At 43.7% G+C, this 22661-nt stretch carries 17 protein-coding genes, 2 rRNA genes and 1 other annotated feature; of the genes, 10 read left to right on the top strand and 9 right to left on the bottom strand.

Annotated features, from left to right (window positions below; translation table 11 throughout):
• Positions 1 to 35: 35 nt before the first annotated feature.
• The 3 genes from rdgB to IPK86_01305 all read left to right on the top strand — a co-directional run bounded on the left by rdgB (position 36) and on the right by IPK86_01305 (position 2222).
• Positions 36 to 635 carry an RdgB/HAM1 family non-canonical purine NTP pyrophosphatase gene (gene rdgB, locus IPK86_01315; GenBank protein ID QQS16857.1) on the top strand — a complete coding sequence of 200 codons (600 nt, stop codon included), beginning with the start codon at positions 36 to 38 and terminating at the stop codon, positions 633 to 635.
• Positions 632 to 1804: an oxygen-independent coproporphyrinogen III oxidase-like protein gene (locus IPK86_01310; GenBank protein ID QQS16856.1), complete on the top strand. Its 1173-nt coding sequence runs from the start codon at positions 632 to 634 to the stop codon at positions 1802 to 1804. The genes rdgB and IPK86_01310 overlap by 4 nt, the downstream gene beginning before the upstream one ends.
• A gap of 259 nt (positions 1805 to 2063) precedes the next feature.
• Entirely contained in the window at positions 2064 to 2222 is a 159-nt protein-coding gene (locus tag IPK86_01305; protein ID QQS16855.1) for a hypothetical protein, read from the top strand.
• 93 nt (positions 2223 to 2315) lie between these two features.
• Here IPK86_01305 and IPK86_01300 read toward each other — a convergent pair whose 3' ends face one another.
• Positions 2316 to 3197 carry a 4-hydroxy-tetrahydrodipicolinate synthase gene (locus IPK86_01300; GenBank protein ID QQS17024.1) on the bottom strand — a complete coding sequence of 294 codons (882 nt, stop codon included), beginning with the start codon at positions 3195 to 3197 and terminating at the stop codon, positions 2316 to 2318.
• 179 nt (positions 3198 to 3376) lie between these two features.
• Here IPK86_01300 and IPK86_01295 point away from each other — a divergent pair, with 179 nt between their 5' ends.
• The 7 genes from IPK86_01295 to dnaK are packed head-to-tail and all read left to right on the top strand — an operon-like array spanning position 3377 to position 12868.
• Positions 3377 to 5005: an ABC-F family ATPase gene (locus IPK86_01295; protein QQS16854.1), complete on the top strand. Its 1629-nt coding sequence runs from the start codon at positions 3377 to 3379 to the stop codon at positions 5003 to 5005.
• Positions 5006 to 5029: 24 nt separating this feature from the next.
• On the top strand, positions 5030 to 5944 hold the full coding sequence (locus IPK86_01290) for a bifunctional riboflavin kinase/FAD synthetase (protein ID QQS17023.1): 915 nt from the start codon (positions 5030 to 5032) through the stop codon (positions 5942 to 5944).
• The gene (ileS, locus tag IPK86_01285; GenBank protein QQS16853.1) at positions 5945 to 8728 is read left to right on the top strand and encodes an isoleucine--tRNA ligase; all 2784 of its coding nucleotides are present in this window, start codon (positions 5945 to 5947) and stop codon (positions 8726 to 8728) included.
• Complete coding sequence (locus IPK86_01280; protein QQS16852.1) at positions 8721 to 9221, top strand: lipoprotein signal peptidase; 501 nt, start codon at positions 8721 to 8723, stop codon at positions 9219 to 9221. Before ileS ends, IPK86_01280 begins: the two co-directional genes overlap by 8 nt.
• Positions 9222 to 9254: 33 nt before the next feature.
• Positions 9255 to 10253 (top strand): 4-hydroxy-3-methylbut-2-enyl diphosphate reductase, encoded by a 999-nt coding sequence (ispH, locus tag IPK86_01275; GenBank protein ID QQS16851.1) that lies wholly within the window; start codon positions 9255 to 9257, stop codon positions 10251 to 10253.
• Positions 10254 to 10282: 29 nt separating this feature from the next.
• A complete protein-coding gene (gene grpE, locus IPK86_01270) occupies positions 10283 to 10906 on the top strand; it encodes a nucleotide exchange factor GrpE (GenBank protein ID QQS16850.1) in 624 nt (207 codons plus the stop codon).
• A 15-nt stretch (positions 10907 to 10921) separates the two neighbouring features.
• Positions 10922 to 12868, top strand: coding sequence for a molecular chaperone DnaK (gene dnaK / locus IPK86_01265; GenBank protein QQS16849.1), 1947 nt, complete (start codon positions 10922 to 10924; stop codon positions 12866 to 12868).
• A gap of 256 nt (positions 12869 to 13124) precedes the next feature.
• On the opposite strand, the gene IPK86_01260 is transcribed toward dnaK, so the two are convergent.
• From IPK86_01260 to IPK86_01225, 8 genes are all read right to left on the bottom strand, one after another.
• Entirely contained in the window at positions 13125 to 13742 is a 618-nt protein-coding gene (locus IPK86_01260) for an MFS transporter (protein ID QQS16848.1), read from the bottom strand.
• Between the two features lie 113 nt (positions 13743 to 13855).
• Positions 13856 to 13956 (bottom strand) — a sequence feature (23S ribosomal RNA rRNA prediction is too short).
• 469 nt (positions 13957 to 14425) lie between these two features.
• Positions 14426 to 14917: a hypothetical protein gene (locus tag IPK86_01255; GenBank protein ID QQS16847.1), complete on the bottom strand. Its 492-nt coding sequence runs from the start codon at positions 14915 to 14917 to the stop codon at positions 14426 to 14428.
• Between the two features lie 104 nt (positions 14918 to 15021).
• Positions 15022 to 15666: a nicotinate-nucleotide adenylyltransferase gene (gene nadD, locus IPK86_01250; GenBank protein QQS16846.1), complete on the bottom strand. Its 645-nt coding sequence runs from the start codon at positions 15664 to 15666 to the stop codon at positions 15022 to 15024.
• Between the two features lie 27 nt (positions 15667 to 15693).
• Positions 15694 to 16554, bottom strand: coding sequence for a methyltransferase domain-containing protein (locus tag IPK86_01245; GenBank protein ID QQS16845.1), 861 nt, complete (start codon positions 16552 to 16554; stop codon positions 15694 to 15696).
• A gap of 33 nt (positions 16555 to 16587) precedes the next feature.
• On the bottom strand, positions 16588 to 17349 hold the full coding sequence (locus IPK86_01240) for a HesA/MoeB/ThiF family protein (protein ID QQS16844.1): 762 nt from the start codon (positions 17347 to 17349) through the stop codon (positions 16588 to 16590).
• Positions 17350 to 17380: 31 nt separating this feature from the next.
• Positions 17381 to 19384, bottom strand: a complete 2004-nt coding sequence (locus IPK86_01235) for a M3 family metallopeptidase (protein ID QQS16843.1) — start codon at positions 19382 to 19384, stop codon at positions 17381 to 17383.
• 87 nt (positions 19385 to 19471) lie between these two features.
• Positions 19472 to 19588 (bottom strand): 5S ribosomal RNA (gene rrf, locus IPK86_01230).
• A gap of 57 nt (positions 19589 to 19645) precedes the next feature.
• A 23S ribosomal RNA gene (locus IPK86_01225) occupies positions 19646 to 22566 on the bottom strand.
• Positions 22567 to 22661: the final 95 nt, after the last annotated feature.

Genomic DNA, 22661 nt, shown 5'->3' with positions numbered 1-22661 from the left:
TCCGCTCACAACTCAACTAACCTAGACTCATGCATATGAAGAGGATAATCCTTGCCAGTAATAACCCACACAAAATCAAAGAATGCCAGGCACTATTGGCACCACTTGCTCTACAATTAATACCGCAAAATCAGCAACATATACCGCCTGCCGACGAACCTTATAGTACTTTTATTGAAAATGCACTGCATAAAGCAAGGCAAGCCAGCCGTATAACGGGTTTACCTGCACTGTCGGATGACTCTGGGTTATGTGTACGCGCTTTACATGGATTACCGGGCATCCACTCGGCAAGATTTGCAGGAGAACCACCTTCAGATGCTGCAAATAATCAGTTATTGATTGAAAAAATGCGTGGAGTCACAAAACGTGATGGCTATTTCTACTGCATGTTGACCCTTGTACGATACCCTGATGATCCTGCACCTGTCATAGCAGAAGGCATATGGTTCGGCCAAATAGCCACGGTTTTACAAGGCGATAAGGGCTTTGGCTACGACCCTTTATTTTATTTACCACATTTAAAATTAACCGCTGCACAGTTAGACCCAACTAACAAGAATCGCCTCAGTCATCGTGCACAAGCGTTCAAAAAATTACTAGCACAATCTCATTTATTCTTACCCGTTAAATGACACCGTTTACCGACTCGCACTGTCTACCTCCTTTATCGTTATATGTGCATATCCCTTGGTGTATCAAAAAATGCCCTTATTGCGATTTTAATTCCCATGCCATTTCGAGCCATCATGTTGATGACCAAGCCTATGTCGATAGCCTACTGCAAGATCTTTTGTTTGCCTTACCAAGCATTGATCATAGACCAATTGTGAGTATTTTTATCGGAGGCGGAACACCCAGTTTGCTTTCTTGCCAAGCACTTGAACAATTGCTCTTAGGTATACAAAAATATTGCCACTTAATACCTAATATCGAAATTACTTTAGAAGCCAATCCTGGTACTGTAGACCAAAGTCGTTTTCAGCGCTTTGCTCAAGCTGGTGTGACAAGACTCTCCCTTGGTATACAAAGTTTTTCCAACCGTTGCCTACAAAGCTTGGGTCGCATTCATAACAACCTTGCAGCACATCGTGCAGTAGATTGCGCATTGTCTTATTTTAAAAAAGTCAATATTGATTTAATGTACGCTTTGCCTCACCAAACCATAACAGAAGCTTTGTTGGATATAAAAACTGCACTGGCATCAGGCGTTAGCCATATTTCAGCCTATCAACTGACTATTGAACCACATACACCTTTTGGTTGTGCACCACCCAAAGATTTACCGAATCACGATCAATCCGATGCGATTGCTAAAGCCATACATCAACAGCTTCGGCTTGCTAAGTTTGCGCATTATGAAATTTCAGCTTTTGCCCAAAATCACCATTACTGCCAGCATAATCTCAATTATTGGCAGTTTGGAGACTATGTGGGTATTGGTGCTGGTGCGCATAGCAAACTGACAACAAAGCATGGTATTTTGCGTACTATGCGCTATCAGCATCCAAAAACCTATGCCAGACAGGTTTCCAATAAAACACCTATTCAGTCACAACATCATATTGCTCCAAACCAGCTTAAAATCGAATTTATGATGAATGCTTTACGATTGACAGCTGGTTTTGCGCCCACTCTATTTACACAGCGAACTGGTTTACCGTTTAGTGTGCTAAGCGGTGCTTTAGATGAAGCCAAACGACAAGGTTTAGCTATAGTCAATTCAAGCCTGATCAAGCCCAGTACACGAGGTAGAAAGTTTTTGAATGATCTCTTGCTCTTATTTATGTCTTCGTCATCATAAAAAACCATGTTGCTTGGCTTCATTTTTCGCGATGATATGGATAACTAGCACAATAAATTCTGTTCAAAGACAAGTAAATAGTGCTAAAAGTTTCATTTTATGATATAAATCCTCCTGCGGAAGGGGGAGTATAGGTATGGATGTCTTTGCGACACCGTATTAGGATCCCTCAAAAGCGGTTTGTGTTTCGGTCTAGTAGTATTATAGAACGGTAATACTTTGCAAAGTTTAATTGTCATTTTTAACGAAGGTAAGAATTATGAAACAATCACTACTTGTTGCTGCTTTGTTGGCTATCGCTTTGACTGGTTGTGCTGGTAAACAAAGTGATACTGCCTCATCGGAAGTTGCTTCAGATCCTCTTAATCAAGAAGCTTCTAGCATTGAAGAAGCCTCCGAAGCCTCTGCTGCTGAATAAGGTTGTACGCAGCAACTAGTCTTTAGTCGACTAAAGAAACAAAAAGCTGACCTTGATGGTCGGCTTTTTGTTCAAGTTTTGGTGATAAATTTTTTACAATTTAATAAGATTCATGCGACGCAATGTATACGTTAGTTTAGCTACGAGGTGTGGCGAAATCGGTATCAATGGCAGTCGCATCACGTTTTCAATAAAACCCATCTCGTGTAGTGCCCATTTGACAGGCGATGGATTGGTTTCCATAAAAAGCTGCTCATAAAGTACTCTCAAATCGCTATCTTGCTGGCGCGCCAAGTTAATCTCACCTGACAAAGCAGCATGGCACATCTTTCGAAAAGCATGAGGAACTATATTCGCGCAAACAGAAACAGCGCCATGTCCACCACAGAGTATAAAAGCCATCGCTGTAGCATCATCACCCGAATATAACGCAAAATCCTTCGGCACTAATGCCATCAACTCACAAGCCCTTGCTAAATTGGCTGTTGCGTCTTTCAAACCGACGATATTGGGAATTTGCGCTAAACGCAACACAGTTTCGTTTTGAATATCCGATGCTGTGCGACTCGGTACGTTATAGAGGATAAGGGGTATTTTAACAGCGTCGGCAATACATGCAAAATGTTGATAAATACCTTCTTGATTTGGCTTATTATAGTAGGGTACAACCGATAAAACAGATTGTGCTCCAGCTTCTTTGGCTTGCTGTACACGCCGAATAGTCGCATGCGTTGAATTACCACCCGCCCCCACAATAACTGGAATGCGACCATTAATATGCTGTACAACAAATTCGATAACTGCCCTATATTCCTCGTCTTCTAGTACTACAGATTCTCCAGTAGTACCCCCTAATACAATACCATCTGTACCCTGAACAATATGCCAATCAATTAAACGCTTTAATGCCACATAATCAATCTGCCCATTTTGCTGCATGGGTGTTATAAGTGCTACGATGCTACCCGTTAACATGAATATATCCCTTTCCATAAAACTAAGGAAGTTGTATGAGCACCTATCAACGCTTCATTGCTTATGCCACGATAAATAAGGTATGGGACAGTCTATCCTTTAAACCTATGCTAAAATGAACATTTAATGCTGCTCTATTCCAAATTCATAGAGATATTTTAAGGTAAGTAAACAACATTGTGTTAAGCGTCAATGACATTAAAGTGCAGTTTGGTGCCCATGTCTTATTTGAAAAAATTTCTCTTAAATTCAATGCAGGTTGTCGATACGGGCTCATCGGTGCAAATGGCTCAGGTAAATCCACCTTTATAAAGGTCTTAGCAGGCGATCTTGTACCCATTGATGGGCAAGTTATCGTCGAACCGAATATAAGAATTGGTAAACTACGTCAGGATCAATTCGCCTTTGAGGATCAATCCGTCCTGCATGTTGTCATGCAAGGCCATCAAGAAATGTGGCAAGCTATGTCCGAGCGTGATGCTATTTACGCCAATCCAAGCGCCTCAGAAGCTGATTACTTGCACGCTGCAGAACTTGAGGAAAAATTCGCATCCTACGGTGGCTATGCTGCTGAAGCTAAAATCGGTGAACTATTATCTGGTGTAGGCATTACTTTACCAGCACAGCAAGGGCTCATGCGTCATATCGCGCCTGGTTGGAAGCTTCGCGTGCTCTTGGCGCAAGCTTTATTTTCTAACCCCGATATCTTACTGTTAGATGAACCTACCAATCACCTAGATATCAATACCATTCGCTGGCTAGAAGAAACCCTGAACAATTATGGTGCCATGATGGTCATCATTTCCCATGATCGCCACTTTCTTAATGCGGTTTGTACTCATATCATGGATTTAGATTATCAAACTATTGGGATATATCCCGGTAACTATGATGATTACATGCTAGCGAGCACACAATCTCGTACACAGCAATTAGCACTCAATGCCAAAGCAAAGGAACAAATTCAAACCTTACAAAGCTTTGTTGCGCGCTTCTCAGCCAATAAATCCAAAGCACGACAAGCAACAAGTCGCGTTAAACAAGTTGAAAAAATAAAATCTAGCATGATCATGATCAAACCCTCCACCCGTCAATACCCTTTTATTCGTTTTGAGGTTGATAAGCATCATCCATTGCATAGACAAGCAGTTGAAATCAAACAATTAAGTCAAGCCTTTGATAAACCCCTCTTTTGCCAACTTAATCTCATGCTCAAGGCAGGTCAGCGACTCGCCATTATCGGCCCGAATGGCTCGGGTAAATCAACACTTGTTAAATTGTTATATAGTGCATGGCATGCGGCAAGCATACCACCCATTTTGGCAGATACAGGTACCATTCAATGGTCAGAAAAGGCTGTAGTAGGCTACTATCCACAGGATCACGAAAAAGATTTCCAATCCGCTATGACCCTGATTGATTGGATGCGACAATGGGGTACACAACAAGACGAGCAAAACATTCGCAGTACATTGGGTAAACTGCTTTTTTCTGGTGATGAGGCCAATAAATCCGTCCAAGTACTTTCCGGCGGCGAAAAAGGTAGGATGTTATATGGCAAACTCATGTTGCAACAACCCAACGTGCTAATTATGGATGAACCCACAAATCATATGGATATGGAATCGATTGAATCCCTCAATATCGCTCTTGAAAAATATGCTGGGACACTTATCTTTGTATCCCATGATCGTCAGTTTGTAGCTTCGTTAGCTACACAAATTTTGGAACTAGATGGTACAAGTCGGTATCATTATCATTTGGGCAACTATGACAGTTACCTTGCTAAACAGGGCATCGGCAGGTAATTGTAAACAACTGGTTTGAGCATGATGCAGGTTATTTTTTTACCCTTTCAGGACACGCAAAAATTGCCAAGCTGTGCGTTGAGCATCGGTAATTTCGATGGCGTACATCACGGACATAGAGCATTACTGCGATGCTTGAGAAAAGAGGCCGATAAAAGGGGTTTGCCCGCCAGTCTTTTGACCTTTGAGCCCCACTCAAAAAGTCCATTTAATAAGCTTTCTCAACTCTCTACATTGCGTGACAAACTAACTTTGTTATCGCAAACAAACTTGCTTGATCAGGTATTTGTCTGTCGCTTCACTAAGCAATTTGCCGCATTGCGTGCTGACCATTTTGTACGTCATATACTAATCGATACACTCAAAACCCGTTATATACTAATTGGTGAAGATTTTCATTTTGGCGCCCAACGGCTTGGTAATGTAACACACTTGATGCAGTACGCATCATTTACAACAGAAACCATGCCAACGGTACTCATGAATGGAGAACGAGTTTCTAGTTCTTTGGTTCGCCTAACATTAGCCAAGGGTGATTTAGCTTACGCTTCACAACTACTGGAACAGCCTTACCAAATTACTGGAAAAATTGCTTATGGTCGCCAATTTGGCCAACAACTAGGATTTCCAACCGCAAATATTTATTTAACCAGCAATCAGCCCGTATTGGAAGGCGTATTTATTGTTGAATCAGAAGGTGCATTTGGCAAACAATATGGCGTGGCTAATCTTGGCAAAAGCCCAACTGTACACAGCAACACACAATATAAATTGGAAACGCATCTTTTGAACCATTCCAGTTCACTGTACGGTCAACGCATGACCGTATATTTTATTAAAAAATTGCGTGATGAAAAACGTTTTCAGACCATTGATGCGCTGGTAACACAAATACAAGAGGATGTGCGACAAGCAAAAATTTACTGGGAATTAGCATAAGTGAATATAGATTACACAACCACCATCAATTTGATGGATACAACCTTTCCCATGCGTGCTAACTTAGCGCAACGGGAGCCGGAGTGGGTTAAAAAATGGCAAAAACAAGGCCGCTATCAACATTTGCGTCAGCTGGCTCTTGGTAGACCAAAATTTATTTTGCATGATGGCCCCCCTTACGCTAATGGCTCTATCCACATAGGGCATGCTGTCAATAAAGTGCTCAAAGATATCGTGATTCGCTCAAAAACGATTGCTGGTTTTGATGCGCCTTACATACCTGGCTGGGACTGCCATGGATTACCGATTGAGCTGGCTATTGAAAAAATATATGGTAAAGCTATGCCTGCCGATCAATTTCGTCAACGATGTCGCGAATATGCTACCCAGCAAATCGCCAAACAAAAGCAGGATTTTATTCGGTTGGGTATTTGTGGGGATTGGGATCACCCTTATATCACGATGGATTTTTTAACAGAGGCTAATACCGTACGAACCTTGAGTAGGGTTTATCAAGCAGGTTACTTGGGACAGGGAGAAAAACCCGTACATTGGTGTATCGAATGCATCTCAGCACTAGCTGAGACAGAAGTGGAATACGCCCCACATACCACCATTGCCCTTGATGTCGCATTTCGGGTACAAGAACCTGCCAAATTAGCCAAAGCATTTGGTATTCCGCAACCCAATCAAGCTTGTTTTGCGGTAATTTGGACAACAACACCTTGGACATTGCCAGCAAATCAGGCCGTTGCGGTGCACGCTGAATTAATCTATCAATTAATTAGCATCAACAATAATACTTGCTGGATAGTAGCTAAAGCACTGGTTGATATAACCTGTCAACGCTGTGGCATTGAACGATACGACCTCATAGCAGAGGCAATGGGTAGTGAACTAGAGCATCTAGTATTGCAGCACCCTTTTTATCAGCGAACCGTGCCCATCATATGCGGTTCACATGTTACAACCGATGCGGGAACAGGCCTTGTCCATACTGCTCCTGTTCATGGCACAGAAGATTTTCTTGTTGGACTAAAATATCACTTGCCACTTCATAATCCCTTGGATGCAAGCGGATGCTACAAACCTGATGTGGAATTGTTCGCTGGCTTGTCGGTTAGGCAAGTTGATCAAACAATTATTGATACACTTCAAAAACAGCATACTTTGATTCATCAAGCAAAAATCACGCATAGTTATCCACATTGCTGGCGCCATCACACCCCGCTTTTGTTTCGTACAACAAAACAATGGTTTATCCACATGGATAAACTGGGGTCACAAAAAACCACGTTACGTACAACACTAAAGCAAGTAGCCCAAGCAATACAATTTTTTCCTGATTCAGGCAAAATACGCCTTAGATCTACGATTGATTCGCGACCCGACTGGTGTATATCGAGGCAGCGACAATGGGGGATTCCGATACCATTTTTCGTGCGCCGCCACACCCAAACACTGCACCCGAATTCCGAGGCACTACTTGAACAAGTTGCGCAATTGATCGAAAAAGAAGGTATTGAGGCATGGTTCAAACTTGACCCCAAAACCTTGCTCGGAGATGAGGCTGATCTATACCAAAAATCCCCTGATATTTTAGATGTGTGGTTTGATTCAGGATCAACCCATATGACTGTCTTACAGGAAAGACCTGAACTGACTTGGCCTGCTGATTTATATTTGGAAGGCTCTGATCAGCATCGTGGTTGGTTTCAAACCTCCTTAATTATTGGTAGCGCTATCCTTAAAAAAGCCCCTTATCGTCAACTACTCACCCACGGTTTTGTGGTCGATAGCAAGGGCAATAAAATGTCCAAATCGCTCGGGAATGTCATCTCACCCCAAAAAATCAATGATTCGTTGGGGGCAGATATTTTGCGTCTATGGATCGCATCGACCGATTACTCAGGCGAGATAGCGGTTTCAGATGAAATCTTGCAGCAGGCAACCGAAAGTTATCGAAGGATACGAAATACCATCCGATTTTTGTTAGCTAACCTATCCGACTTTAACCCAACCGAGCAATCAATACAGCTGGATCAGATGATCGAATTAGATCGCTATATGTTAATTGTCTCAGAACTGTTGCAGGAAAAGGTTCTTACTCATTACGAGCGCTACACGTTTCATTTTGCTGTACAAGAACTGGTACACTATTGCTCAGAAGATTTAGGGGCTTTTTATTTAGATATCATCAAAGATCGCCTCTATACCATGCAGAAAAATAGCCTGGGTCGGCGTTCGGCACAAACTGTGCTTTACCATATCACACATAGTCTATTACTATTAATGAGCCCTATTTTAACCTTCACTGCAGAAGAAGCATGGGAGACGCTTGTACAAGACGATCAAGATAGCACTTTGTTCCACACGACTTACATTTTTCCTAAGCAATCTCCTGGCGAGCGACAAATTTTGCTTGATAAATGGCAGGCCATCCGCGCTTTTCGTGAAGTAGTACATAAAGCACTTGAAAATCAGCGTCAAGTCGGCCATATCGGCTCTTCCTTGCAAGCCGAAGTGCAAGTGATTGCTCCCAAAACGTTATACTCCTTTTTATCTAGCCTACAGGATGAATTGCAATTCGCACTCATCGTCTCGCAAGTTAGTATCATCATGGGAGATACATTAACCCTGCATGTCCTACCTAGTCAGCATAATAAATGTGCCCGTTGTTGGCATTTTCATCCATCCGTTGGTCAATCTACTACATACCCAACACTGTGCAATCGTTGCCAGAGCAATGTATATGGTCAAGGAGAAATACGTCGCCATGCCTAATACGATCCAAAAAAAACATGATGCCAATCCTTGGCAGTGGTTAGGTTTAGCGGGTGTTATGATTTTACTAGACCAGCTTAGCAAAATAACTTGTCGCGCTTGGTTAGCCAAAGTAACCTCTTACGAAGCCATTCCAGGCTTCTTTAAACTCTCTTTGTACTATAACACTGGCGCGGCTTTTAGCTTCTTATCTCATGAGACGGGTTGGCAAATTTACCTTTTTGCCGCGCTAGCCATCATAATGGCCATTTGGTTGATACGAGGTATCTGGCGTGGGTATTTTGTCGGCATGATGTCAATGAGTGCAGCATTGATTCTCGGTGGAGCAATCGGTAATTTGATTGATCGATGCCTTTATGGTTATGTAACTGATTTTCTCGTATTTTATTATCAGCAATATACTTTTCCAGCTTTTAACCTTGCTGATAGTTGCATTACACTCGGTGCATTGGGTTTCCTTATTAATCGTCCAGCCACGCTGAAACGCTCATGACGATGTAGTACTTAACATAGCATGGCGACGCCAATGACTCAAAAAATATTATATATCGCTAATCCGCGTGGCTTTTGTGCAGGTGTTGATCGAGCTATATCCATTGTTCGCTTGACACTTGAACAATTTGGACAACCTGTTTTCGTGCATCACGAAGTCGTTCATAATCGATTTGTCATCGCTGCATTACAAAAACAAGGTGCCATTTTTGTAGAAAATCTTGATGAAGCCCCGCCACAGTCCGTATGCATCTTCTCAGCGCATGGCGTATCGCGCGCCGTTGAGCAAACCGCTCAAGCTAAATCCATGCGAATACTCGATGCAACCTGCCCCCTTGTTAAAAAGGTTCATCTGGAAGTTCGCCGAATGCATGAGGCTGGATTCGAAATCATCATGATTGGCCATGCTGGACATCCCGAAGTAGTAGGCACAATGGGACAGTTAACGGAACATATTTACTTGATTGAATCTATCGATGATATTGCACTACTTCCAGTCAAGCATTCACAACAACTCGCTTATGTCACGCAAACCACGCTCGCCGTACAAGAAACCCAAGCAATTATTACAGCATTAAAAAGAAAGTTTCCTGGTATCATCGGGCCTAGAAAAAGCGATATTTGCTATGCTACGCAAAATCGACAAAATGCCGCAATCACGCTTGCTAAACTTTCTGATATTATGGTGATCGTTGGCTCCCCTAATAGCTCTAACTCTAATCGCCTAAAAGAAGTTGTTGAACAAGCAGGTACGCAAGCTTGGATGGTGGATCACGCTGATCAACTCAATGAAAGCTGGTTTGAACAAGTAGCCCATATTGGTTTGACGGCTGGCGCATCAGCACCGGAGAGCTTAGTCAAAACAATTGCGCTACGCATTCAAGAGCTGACCCAAGCTACCATACAGGAATTAGCGGGTGTAGAAGAAAAGGTTGTTTTTGCGCTGCCATCTACTTTGCAATCCAAACGTGCTGACGTTGCCCTATTGAATTTAGGCGATATGCCCTCATCTGGTAGCTGTACTCAAACTTAGATCTTAAGGCTATTCTGTAGGAATAAAGCATGGCAAGCCATACTAAACATAAAACAATATCTTGTCCTGAAGAAACAGTGCAGGCTCCTACACCGCAAAAAAACGAGTCCGATCAAACCACATTGCAACTTGAGGAGACTTGTCGCCAGTTGCATGATCAGCTTTTGCGAACATTGGCTGAAATGGAAAATCAGCGTCGTCGCTCAGAGGAAGCATTACAGAATGCGCATAAATACGCGTCCAATAAGTTCGCTGCCGACCTTTTAGGTGTTAAAGATGCCTTAGAAATGGCGCTGGCCGATGAGAGCAATCAGTTTGAAACATTAAAAATGGGGGTTTCGTTGACACTCAAGCAGTTAGTTTCAGCTTTTGAAAGGGCTCAAATTAGCGAAATTAATCCAGTTCAAGGCGAACAGCTTGATCCGCACCGGCATCATGCAATTAGTACCGAAGCATCTGAGCAAGAACCAAACCGTGTATTGCGTGTCATGCAAAAAGGTTATGTAATCGCTGATCGGGTGCTAAGACCTGCCATGGTCATTGTTTCTGCTGCAGTCAATCCGGTATCCTCAGTACTTGAAAATAAGACAAATGACCACGACCTATATCAACGAGATGAAACAATTCCTTTAAATCATGACAAGCACTCTTAAAAATTAGGAAAAATTATGGGAAAAATTATTGGCATTGATTTGGGTACCACCAATTCTTGCTTAGCCATCATAGAGCATGGCAAACCGAAGGTCATTGAAAACTCCGAAGGGGGTCGTACGACACCTTCTGTGGTTGCTTATATGGATGACAATCAAGTGCTCGTTGGTGCTTCGGCTAAACGTCAGGCCGTCACCAATGCAAAGAATACTTTATATGCTACTAAACGCTTAATTGGTCGGCGTTTTGAAGATAAAGAAGTCCAAAAAGATATTGACTTGATGCCTTTTGAGATCATGAAAGCCCCTAATGGGGACGCATGGGTCAGAGCACAAGGCAAAGAAATGGCGCCACCTCAGATCGCAGCGGAAATCTTAAGAAAACTTAAAAAAGCTGCCGAAGACTATTTAGGCGAAACTGTTACTGAAGCGGTGATTACCGTACCAGCCTACTTTAATGATAGCCAGCGTCAAGCAACAAAGGATGCGGGTCGGATTGCCGGCCTAGAAGTCAAGCGAATTATCAACGAACCCACAGCGGCGGCGTTGGCTTTTGGTATGGATAAAACCCAAAAAAATGACAGTAAAATTGTTATCTACGACCTAGGTGGTGGTACCTTCGATATCTCCATCATTGAAATTGCTGCCGTTGATAATGATAAACAGTTTGAGGTGTTAGCGACAAATGGAGACACTTTCCTTGGTGGCGAGGATTTTGATCAGCGCATTATTGACTATATTGTGACGGAATATAAAAAAGAGCAAGGCATTGATCTGAAAAATGATGTCATGGCACTACAACGCTTAAAAGAAGCAGCCGAAAAAGCAAAGATTGAATTATCCAGCGCTACACAGACCGAAATTAATTTACCTTACATTACGATGGATGCGTCAGGCCCTAAACACCTGACGATGAAGTTAACGCGTGCAAAATTCGAATCCCTCGTTGAAGACTTAATTCAGCGCTCTATTGAGCCGTGCAAAATTGCTCTGCAAGATGCTGGGCTATCGGTCAGCGACATTCACGATGTTATTTTGGTAGGTGGGCAAACCCGTATGCCAAAAGTGCAAGAAGTGGTCAAAGCTTTCTTTGGTCAAGAACCCAGAAAAGATATTAATCCCGATGAAGCCGTTGCGGTGGGAGCTGCTATTCAAGGTTCGGTGTTGGCAGGAGACCGAACTGATGTGTTGCTACTAGATGTAACGCCCTTATCTTTGGGTATCGAAACTTTGGGGGGTGTTTTAACCAAACTGATTCAAAAAAATACCACTATTCCCACCAAGGCAAGCCAAGTATTTTCAACTGCGGAAGATAATCAGGGTAGTGTAACGATTCATGTCTTACAAGGTGAGCGCGAAAAAGCAAGTGCTAATAAATCTTTGGGACAATTTAATCTATCCGATATTCCGCCTGCGCCACGCGGTATCCCGCAAATTGAAGTCACATTTGATATTGACGCTAACGGTATCTTGCATGTTTCTGCCAAAGATAAGGCAACTGGCAAAGAAAACAAAATTATTATTCAAGCATCTTCCGGCTTATCAGAAGCAGAAATTCAGAACATGGTCAAAGATGCTGAAACCAATGCCGAAGAAGACAAAAAACTCCATGCATTGGTGCAAGCTAAAAATCAAGCTGATACCTTGCTTCATGCAACAAAAAAATCGCTTGCGGAATATGGCGATAAAATCAGTGCAGACGAGAAAAATCAGATCGAAACAGCGCTAAAAGCGTTGGAAGAAGCTGTGAAAAGTGATAACCAAACAGAAATTGAGCAAAAATCTGAAGCACTCGCTAAAGTGAGCCAAAAATTGGGTGAATTGATGTATGCACAGATGCAGGCAGACAAAAACGCTACGTCAGAACAAGCAAAACAACCCGAAAATGGTGAGAAAAAAGCACCAGAGGATATTGTTGATGCAGAGTTTTCAGAGGTAAAAGACGATCAGAAAGATAAAAAATAATTGTCCTGCTAACTGAAAATAGCAAGCAACCTATCGCTTCTATTGAAAAGCTTTGTAAGTGGTCAAAGATATTAACCATTTAGAGCAGTGGCAATATAGAACCTTGGCGAAATTGTTTATTTTCGCCAAGGTTTTTTTGTTCTATTTTCTCAATGAGAAAGCATCTGTTCGAATAATGGATGTCATAGCGTATAGATTACGCAAACACTTGATGCATATAAAAAGCTAATGAATAGCTTAGGAGGGCTTGACATTATCACCCGCTCCAAACAAAGGTGTCTTTTTCCCATAGAGCACCCCCAGGAAAATCAGGGTGCCACTTATCAGAGAAGTGTTGATAATTTAAATAAGTAATAATTAAATAAGAAATACAATTAAGTGCTATACATGATAATAAAACCTGTTGATGATTCATCAATATTAACAGTGAACCAGCGCCTAATGGCGCCAAAATATTAACCACATTATCAATCCCATTAATTTTGGCATTAAACTTTTCGCGAAAATCAGGATGTACGACAGAAGGAATAATACTTTGAAAGGTTGGATGATGCATCACGCCTGCTGAAGCAGCAATAAACGTGAGTAGCAAAATCAAGGGAGTGGTCGTACTATTTATTGGCATGATGGCGATAATGGCTATGGACAGAGACGCTAATAATTCTCCGAGCAACAGCATCATTTTTTTGTTAAATCGATCACAAAGCCCGCCAGCAAAAGGAGTCACAATCAAATAAGACGAAAAAGCAACAGCATAAGCGGTCGTAATAAGTAATGGGGGTGCTTTAGCCGATAAAAACAACAACGGCATGAGGAAGGAGAAGATCCAAAGTGAAGAGGAGGTAAATATATAAGACAAGATTAATCTACTCATCGACCAATTCTTCTTTATTTTTGCATCGCTGTAAATGCCACACGTCCACTCCGGTCCTCTCGTACTAGGAGTAGATCCCGTCAAACTTCCAACGCCCACTGCAGATAGGGACCAAACTGTCTCACGACGTTTTAAACCCAGCTCACGTACCACTTTAAATGGCGAACAGCCATACCCTTGGGACCTGCTACAGCCTCTATTCCGCGCTCGCTTCTTCTGCAATATAGTCTTCCTGAGCCTCTAGATTGTAGAGCCTGCGTCTTAAGGCAGCAATTTCTGACTCCAACTCTGAAATTCTTGACCCAAAAGCTGCAGATTCTGACTCAAGCCTATCGTTGTACTGTTTGAGCGCTTGAACATTGTTAACTAATATGGCATTTTGTTCTTTTAAGCTCGAAATTTCCCAGTACTGCTCAACATCTGTCTCGGATATCTTGTCATGCTTATTTTTAAACTCCTCCATCGTTTCTTGAGCTGTTTGAATTTCCTGACTAGCTACCTGGGGCTCAAATGCAACAACCTCGCTGGACGCAATTTGGCTGTCCGCAATTTTTATTTTTTCTTCTAGAATAGTATTTTTTTGCCAAAATATGACGCAAATGATAACAGCAATGAAGACCACAAACAACAAGGCAATAACATATCGAGGACTGAAAAACGAATTTTCTGGGTGAGCCGAGGTATCAGTATTTTTCGTTGCTCTGCTGAACCTTTCTTTCATATCTCCTCCACTCTTGATTTCTGAAGCGCCTAAATATTTCGTAACTGATTTCACCTTTTTCGAGCCGTTCTGCTTGAACAATGATTCGAGATAAATAATTAATCAACAAATAATTATCCGACCCGCACTTCTCTATGATCAGTTTACGAGTAATTTTGAGGAATACAACAAGGGGGATATCATCATTACGAAGTTTTTGACGAAATCGCTCTAATTCTCTTGCACAAACTTTTGATTTGAGATCCTCATAATCCACATAATCATAATCATCCTGGCCAAATTGGGCAAAAGCAGGCTTGCTGTGCACGACGAGTAATAAAAGCAATAGTATGGAAAATATACTGCACGCATAAGCGTAACGATTACAAAAATGCTTACCGAGTAACATACCTAAACCAAGTTCATTACGCATCAATAATATTGAAATCACATCAGCCTCGGTAGGTTGTATCATATTTGAAGCATCCCATCACACAGTCAATAGCACCTGATCAATATCACGTTGAGTATAATGTGCTCTTATTTTTTAACAACTATGGATTGGATAGAGATGCCTCATCAAGCAGGCTGATAATAAATGGCTTCTCGTGTCATATAGTCTAAAACAGCTTGGGGTACTAAAGTTTGATCGTGTTTACCGCACATTAACTGCTCCCTTAAATCCCTTGAAGCAATAGCTTTGGGAGGCAAATGCAGGCAATACAACCTACCTGCTACTTGATGGGAAAATACATCGGATTGCCGTGCTTGCCATAGAAGATCCAGTTGTGTCGGTAGCTTAGCATGATGCTTATCTCGCAAAGCAACGGCAATATTAGTGAGTGTCAGTAAAATTTTCCAGTCTTTCCATAAGGTCAATTGCCTAAAAGCATCCATACCCATCAGATACCATAACACTTCTTTACTGCCAACCTCTTGGCGGATGGTACTGAGTGTTTCTACTGTATAGGTTGGTGTTTGCTTAACCGCATCACGATCATCAGTAAATAGCAACGGTTCGCCTTGAATAGCGAGCTTGACCATGGCCAAGCGCTGGGCTGCGCTAGCAACAGGCAACGCTGTTTTATGGTAAGGCTGTCCGGCAGGTATAAGGTAAACTTTGGATAATCGCAATTCATCTCTTAATGCACAAGCCAAGCGAAGATGGCCAAGATGAATCGGGTCAAAAGTGCCGCCAAATAAACCAATCCCAGACCTTTGCATTAATTATGCCTATCCTCAACATACCGATCATACCGACCGGATCGAATATAACGCATCATCGGCTATAGCGCGCCAAGCATGCCCGTAAATCACTTCACAAGTAACTGGCCAATCAGCCCCCCCATACCTCAGCATGTCATATTGCTGTTGAATCCTTCGCCATTGCTGCTGAGATAGCCTTGCTGGTAACTGATTAATAAGTAAAGCATACATACCGCTACCACGCAAAGCCTGTATCATCATTCGCCAATTTGGGTAGGTTAACACAACCATTTCATGGTCAACAACCGGGTCAGAAAAACCTACTTCCAGCAGTTGGTCACCGATTGCCTGCATGCTAGCAAAATGATGGGGTGAACCAAGACAGCCTGATTGCAAAAAAACACTTTGAAATTCTTGCAGCGTCTTAGGGCCTAATAAACTGAACATTAAAAGTCCGTTAGGTTTTAAAACACGGTGCCATTCTTGTAAGATTCTTTCGGGGTGATTCGTATAATGCAAAACCAAATTGGACCACAGCATATCAACCGCTTCATTGGCAATAGGCAAGTAATCCATGTTCGCATTCAGTAGCCATTGGCTACGTCGCGAAGAGGTGTTTACTGTTTTACAATAAGAACAAGTTAGCATAGACCAAGCTATATCCAGCTCAATGACATCAGCAACCGGATAATGCTGGCGCAAATGGAAAGCGCCGTTGCCTGTGCCGCTACCCACATCAAGCACCCTATCAGGTTGCAAGCGCACATAGGCTAAACGATGCATCATCCTTTTAATAATAGCATCAGACAGTAAAGCAAAATGATCATAACGGGGCGCAATACGCTCAAACAGATGCTGAATAAAGCTAGCATCCTGTCGTTCTATCTTGTCATTACACTCGGTCACTTTAACCCAATCCACTCTCAAAAAAGTGCATAGTCAAATTGACAAGGGATTTGCACAAACCGTGCAGTCAAAGCGCTTTGCAAAAGAAATGATGTGCATTTTAGCAAATAGTGCATCGTAAACAATTAACTGTCCAATGGAACTCTTTCCTATCTGCCCAATCAATTTGAGCGTCTCAGCAGCTTGTTGTGACCCGATCATGCCCACCAAAGGCGAAAATATACCCAACGTCGCACAACGGCCATCATCACTTAGCATAGTAGGATCAAACAAACAAGCATAGCAGGGGCTATGGGGTTGCCGAAAATCGAAAACAGTTAACTGTCCATCAAATCGCGATGCCGCACCACTGACTAGTGGCGTTTTCGTTTTCAAAGCCGCCTGATTTACCGCATGACGTGTTATGTAGTTATCCGTGCAATCAACTACCACATCCGCTTGATCCATCAGTTGTATCAGTGCCTGCTGATCTAATTTTTGCTGAATGGCTTGTGTTGCTACTTGTTTATTAAGTCTTCTGACAACTTGAGCGGCCAGCACTACTTTGGGCTGCCCAATATCGGCTTCGCTATAAGCTACTTGTCGTTGTAAATTGGATAATTCGAGCCTATCATTATCCGCCAAAATTAGCTGTTTGACCCCAGCAGCAGCTAAGATGGATATCACCGTTGCGCCTAATCCACCACAGCCCACAACCAATACAGTCGCCTGACAAATGGCTAACTGACCCTCTATCCCGATCTCTTTGAGCAAAATATGTCGACTATAACGAAGTAGCGCCTGTTCATCCATCATGTTATGCCCTTGGCAGATGCATCCTCATTGCTTAGGCCACTAGTCCCTTGTTTTGTAAAAAAAAGGTGGTATCCGGGTCGCGACCTCTGAAGGCGCGAAAGGATGCCAAAGTTGATCGGGTACTTCCCGCCGCTAGGATTGCTTCCCAAAAACGCTTACCAACCTTTGTGCGATCGCTTGCTTCGTGAAAAGCCGCATACACGTCCGATGATAAAACTTCAGCCCATAAATAACTATAGTAGCCCGCTGTATAGCCACCTGCAAAAACATGTAAAAAACTATGCATGGAACGATCATAAGCTGGCTTTGGGATAACCGATACTTCTGCTCGCACTTGATCTAACAAGGTCAGCCAGTCAGTCGATAAATCCGGTGCATCATGCAACTTGATGTCAAACAATCCAAATTCGATTTGACGCAATAATTTCAAGGCACCTTGAAAATGTTTATCCTGCAACATGCTTTCGTATAAAGCACGAGGAAGCGGTGCTTTGGTATCAATATGTTCACTGATTTGTTGCAAAACATCCCATTCCCAGCTAAAGCATTCCATAAACTGTGAGGGCAATTCCACCGCATCCCACTCAACGCCTTCCATGCCGGATAAGCCGATAGTATCCACCTGCGTAAGGAGATGATGTAAGCAATGACCCAGTTCATGAAAGAGTATTTGGACTTCATCATGTGTTAAAAGTACAGGTTGGTCACCAGTAGGAGGGGTAAAATTACAGGTTACACATGCCATGGGTTTTTGTCGTTGATCACGATGAATAAAACGATTACGTATACCATTCATCCAAGCACCTTCTTGCTTATTATCGCGCGCGTAAAGATCCAAGTAAAACCCGCCTAATACTTGACCCGAGTGATCGAAGAGTTGATAAAATTGCACATCTGGATGCCACAAGGGTACATCCAACGACTGAACCGTCACGTTATAGAGCTGATGGATCAGCGCAAATAAACCCGATAGCACTTTATGGATGGGAAAATATTGACGAATCATTTGGCTAGATAAAGCGTGATGCTGTTGTCGATATTGCTCGGCAACATAATGCATATCCCATGGCTCAATCACGGATAAACCAAGCCTAGTACGTGCAAATGTTGTCAACTTGGCTAGTTCTTTTTGCGCAAAAGGACGCGCTTTGTTGGCTAAATCTTGCAAAAATTGAATGACGGCTTCGGGGCTACTGGCCATTTTAGGCACAAGCGATACCTTGGCATAGGAAGTAAACCCCAATAAATGCGCAATAGTTTGATAATAAGCTAAGTGTTGATTGATTAAAGTCGTGTTGTCATATTTTGGGTTACCCAGTTCAGAAGCGCGCACCACATAGGCACGATACATTTTTTCTCTCAAGGCACGATGATGCGCATAATTAAGTACCGCCTGACAACAAGTACTTTGCAAGGTTAGTTTATAGCCAGTTTTACCATCCTTTTTAGCGGCTTCGCAAAATACGGTTTGTAAGTCATCCGGTATACCGGCTAGTTGAGCAGGATCCTCAACATACCAAACACCATCTGCTGTTGCGTCCAACACATTTTGCTCAAACCGCAAAGCCAAATTCGCCAATTGAGTCTGGGTTGTCAAAAAGGTTGCTTTATCGGTTTTTGTAAGTTCAGTACCCGACAAGCGAAAATCGCGAACTTGGTGAGTTAACAAGACTTGTTGCTCCATGCTCAATCGATCAGCCTGCTTCAAAAGCAATTTGAAGCGCTGATAAAGGAGTGGATGCTGATGAATCGTAGTGATTAACTGCGTGATTTTGGGTAGATTGTCTTGAATAACTGCTCGCCATGTTGCACTATTGACCACACTATGTAGTTGATTAGCTACACGCCAAATAGAAGACAACCCTTCAACTTCATAAAATAACTGCGCTAACGTATCCAAAGAAGAGGACGTATCAGCAATAGCCTGTTCGAGAGCCTGTTGAATGCATACGATCTTCTGATCAACCGCTTCGGTTACCTGCAGAGGATCAAGGTGCGCAAAATCAATATATTCTGTTAAAAACGGATTAGCCACCCAACTCCCCCACTCCCTCCTACCCCTCAAGCACCTACCGGATCAGAACAGAGGGGGCTTGTTTTGCCCCCTCGTTCTTGAATAAAAGTCTGGCAGTCACCTACTTTCACACGATAACCTACCGCACTATCATCGGCGCAAAAGGCGTTTCACCGTCCTGTTCGGGATGGGAAGGGGTGGATCCACCTCGCTATGGCTACCAGACATAACGGATTTAAGAAGCCAAAAAGGGTGAGCTTTACTTCAAAGCATTCAAATGATGATGCCAAGCCTCACGAGTCATTAGTACTGGTTAGCTGAACGCTTCACAGCGCTTACACACCCAGCCTATCAACGTGGTGGTCTACCACGGCTCTTCAGGGGGTCACGCCCCAGGGAAGTCTTATCTTCAGGCAAGTTTCCCGCTTAGATGCTTTCAGCGGTTATCTTTCCCGTACTTAGCTACCCGGCGATGCAACTGGCGTTACAACCGGTACACCAGCGGTACGTCCACTCCGGTCCTCTCGTACTAGGAGTAGATCCCGTCAAACTTCCAACGCCCACTGCAGATAGGGACCAAACTGTCTCACGACGTTTTAAACCCAGCTCACGTACCACTTTAAATGGCGAACAGCCATACCCTTGGGACCTGCTACAGCCCCAGGATGTGATGAGCCGACATCGAGGTGCCAAACGCCGCCGTCGATATGAACTCTTGGGCGGAATTAGCCTGTTATCCCCGGAGTACCTTTTATCCGTTGAGCGATGGCCCTTCCATACAGAACCACCGGATCACTATGTCCTGCTTCGCATCTGCTCGACTTGTCAGTCTCGCAGTTAAGCTACCTTATGCCATTGCACAATCCATACGATTTCCGACCGTATCTAGGTAACCTTCGAGCTCCTCCGTTACAATTTAGGAGGAGACCGCCCCAGTCAAACTGCCTACCATGCACTGTCCCCGATCCGGATAACGGACCAAGGTTAGACATCCAAACAATCCAGGGTGGTATTTCAACGTTGGCTCAACCGAAACTAGCGCCTCGGTATCGAAGCCTCCCACCTATCCTACACAAGCTTGTTCAAACGCCCATGCAAAGCTACAGTAAAGGTTCACGGGGTCTTTCCGTCTAGCAGCGGGGAGATTGCATCTTCACAACCATTTCAACTTCGCTGAGTCTCAGAAGGAGACAGTATGGCCATCGTTACGCCATTCGTGCGGGTCGGAACTTACCCGACAAGGAATTTCGCTACCTTAGGACCGTTATAGTTACGGCCGCCGTTTACTGGGGCTTCAATCCGGAGCTTAACACCCCTTCATTTAACCTTCCAGCACCGGGCAGGCGTCACACCGTATACGTCCACTTGCGTGTTAGCACAGTGCTATGTTTTTATTAAACAGTCGCAGCCACCGATTCTCTGCGGCCTCTTCGCGCTTTGGGGGCGAACCCCGCTACACTAATGAGGCATACCTTCTTCCGAAGTTACGGTATCAATTTGCCGAGTTCCTTCTCCTGAGTTCTCTCAAGCGCCTTAGAATTCTCATCCTGCCCACCTGTGTCGGTTTGCGGTACGGTTGCATCAAAGCTGAAGCTTAGTGGCTTTTCCTGGAAGCTGCGTATCAGTCACTTCAGATCCGTAGATCCTCGTTATCACCCCTTGATGTTAATAACCGCCCGGATTTGCCAAGGCGATCCATCTACAGGCTTGAACGACCATCCAACAGGCCGCTGACCTAACGTTCTTCGTCCCCACATCGCACTTTGATACAGTACAGGAATATTAACCTGTTTCCCATCGACTACGCTTTTCAGCCTCGCCTTAGGGGCCGACTCACCCTACGCCGATGAACGTTGCGTAGGAAACCTTGCTTTCGGCGAGCGGGCTTTTCACCCGCTTTATCGCTACTCATGTCAGCATTCGCACTTCTGATATCTCCAGCATGCTTTACAGCACACCTTCGCAGACCTACAGAACGCTCCCCTACCACAACAACATTGCTGTTGTCATCCGCAGCTTCGGTTATCCGCTTGAGCCCCGTTACATCTTCCGCGCAGGACGACTTAACCAGTGAGCTATTACGCTTTCTTTAAATGATGGCTGCTTCTAAGCCAACATCCTGGCTGTCTTAGCCTTCCCACTTCGTTTACCACTGAGCGGATATTTGGGACCTTAGCTGGCGGTCTGGGTTGTTTCCTCTTGACACCGGACGTTAGCACCCGATGTCTGTCTCCTGCGAAACCACTTGATGGTATTCTGAGTTTGCCATGGTTTGGTAAATCATGATGATCCCCTAGCCATAACAGTGCTTTACCCCCATCAGTGTATCGCAAGGCACTACCTAAATAGTTTTCGGGGAGAACCAGCTATCTCCGAGTTTGATTAGCCTTTCACTCCTATCCACAGCTCATCCCCTTATTTTGCAACATAAGTGGGTTCGGTCCTCCAGTGCGTGTTACCGCACCTTCAACCTGGCCATGGATAGATCACTCGGTTTCGGGTCTACACCCCGCAACTCAAAACGCCCTATTCGGACTCGGTTTCCCTACGCCTCCCCTATTCGGTTAAGCTTGCTACGGAATGTAAGTCGCTGACCCATTATACAAAAGGTACGCAGTCACCCCAGCCGCAATGACACTGGTTTCAATCCCATTGCGGCTGGAGCTCCTACTGTTTGTATGCATTCGGTTTCAGGATCTATTTCACTCCCCTCCCGGGGTGCTTTTCGCCTTTCCCTCACGGTACTAGTTCACTATCGGTCGATCACGAGTATTTAGCCTTGGAGGATGGTCCCCCCATCTTCAAACAGGATTTCACGTGTCCCGCCCTACTTGTCGTACAGCTAGTCTGGCCACAGCGTTTTCGAATACGGGGCTATCACCCACTCTGGCTGATCTTTCCAGATCATTCTTCTAACGTTATGGTTAACCTGTACAGGCTGTTGCGATTTCGCTCACCACTACTTTCGCAATCTCGGTTGATTTCTTTTCCTCTGGTTACTGAGATGTTTCAGTTCACCAGGTTCGCTTCCTCACCCCTATAGATTCAGGGTGGGATACTCCTATAAAGGAGTGGGTTTCCCCATTCGGACATCGTAGGATCAATGCGCTATTGTCAGCTCCCCTACGCTTTTCGCAGACTTACACGTCCTTCGTCGCCTGTGATCGCCAAGGCATCCACCAAATGCACTTTCTTACTTGACATCATCACTTCAATGTTCTGAAGCTTCAAACTACATCACAACTACAATCTCTACCCTCACATAACGTTTAAACTAACCCGTTATGCTGATTATTAC

It is taken from the genome of Neisseriales bacterium (genome assembly GCA_016699915.1).
Taxonomy (GTDB): domain Bacteria; phylum Pseudomonadota; class Gammaproteobacteria; order Burkholderiales; family Q3-R57-64; genus Q3-R57-64.
Note: the sequence above shows the minus strand (reverse complement) of the source record. Positions and strands in the feature narration are given on the sequence as shown.

Excerpts from the sequence above, each read along its gene's own strand:
- IPK86_01300 (QQS17024.1), bottom strand. The coding sequence starts at position 3,197 with ATGTTAACGGGTAGCATCGTAGCACTTATAACACCCATGCAGCAAAAT.
- rdgB (QQS16857.1), top strand. The coding sequence starts at position 36 with ATGAAGAGGATAATCCTTGCCAGTAATAACCCACACAAAATCAAAGAA.
- dnaK (QQS16849.1), top strand. The coding sequence starts at position 10,922 with ATGGGAAAAATTATTGGCATTGATTTGGGTACCACCAATTCTTGCTTA.
- IPK86_01260 (QQS16848.1), bottom strand. The coding sequence starts at position 13,742 with ATGAGTAGATTAATCTTGTCTTATATATTTACCTCCTCTTCACTTTGG.
- ispH (QQS16851.1), top strand. The coding sequence starts at position 9,255 with ATGACTCAAAAAATATTATATATCGCTAATCCGCGTGGCTTTTGTGCA.
- nadD (QQS16846.1), bottom strand. The coding sequence starts at position 15,666 with ATGCAAAGGTCTGGGATTGGTTTATTTGGCGGCACTTTTGACCCGATT.
- IPK86_01255 (QQS16847.1), bottom strand. The coding sequence starts at position 14,917 with ATGATACAACCTACCGAGGCTGATGTGATTTCAATATTATTGATGCGT.
- IPK86_01280 (QQS16852.1), top strand. The coding sequence starts at position 8,721 with ATGCCTAATACGATCCAAAAAAAACATGATGCCAATCCTTGGCAGTGG.
- IPK86_01240 (QQS16844.1), bottom strand. The coding sequence starts at position 17,349 with ATGATGGATGAACAGGCGCTACTTCGTTATAGTCGACATATTTTGCTC.
- IPK86_01310 (QQS16856.1), top strand. The coding sequence starts at position 632 with ATGACACCGTTTACCGACTCGCACTGTCTACCTCCTTTATCGTTATAT.
- IPK86_01290 (QQS17023.1), top strand. The coding sequence starts at position 5,030 with ATGCAGGTTATTTTTTTACCCTTTCAGGACACGCAAAAATTGCCAAGC.
- IPK86_01305 (QQS16855.1), top strand. The coding sequence starts at position 2,064 with ATGAAACAATCACTACTTGTTGCTGCTTTGTTGGCTATCGCTTTGACT.
- grpE (QQS16850.1), top strand. The coding sequence starts at position 10,283 with ATGGCAAGCCATACTAAACATAAAACAATATCTTGTCCTGAAGAAACA.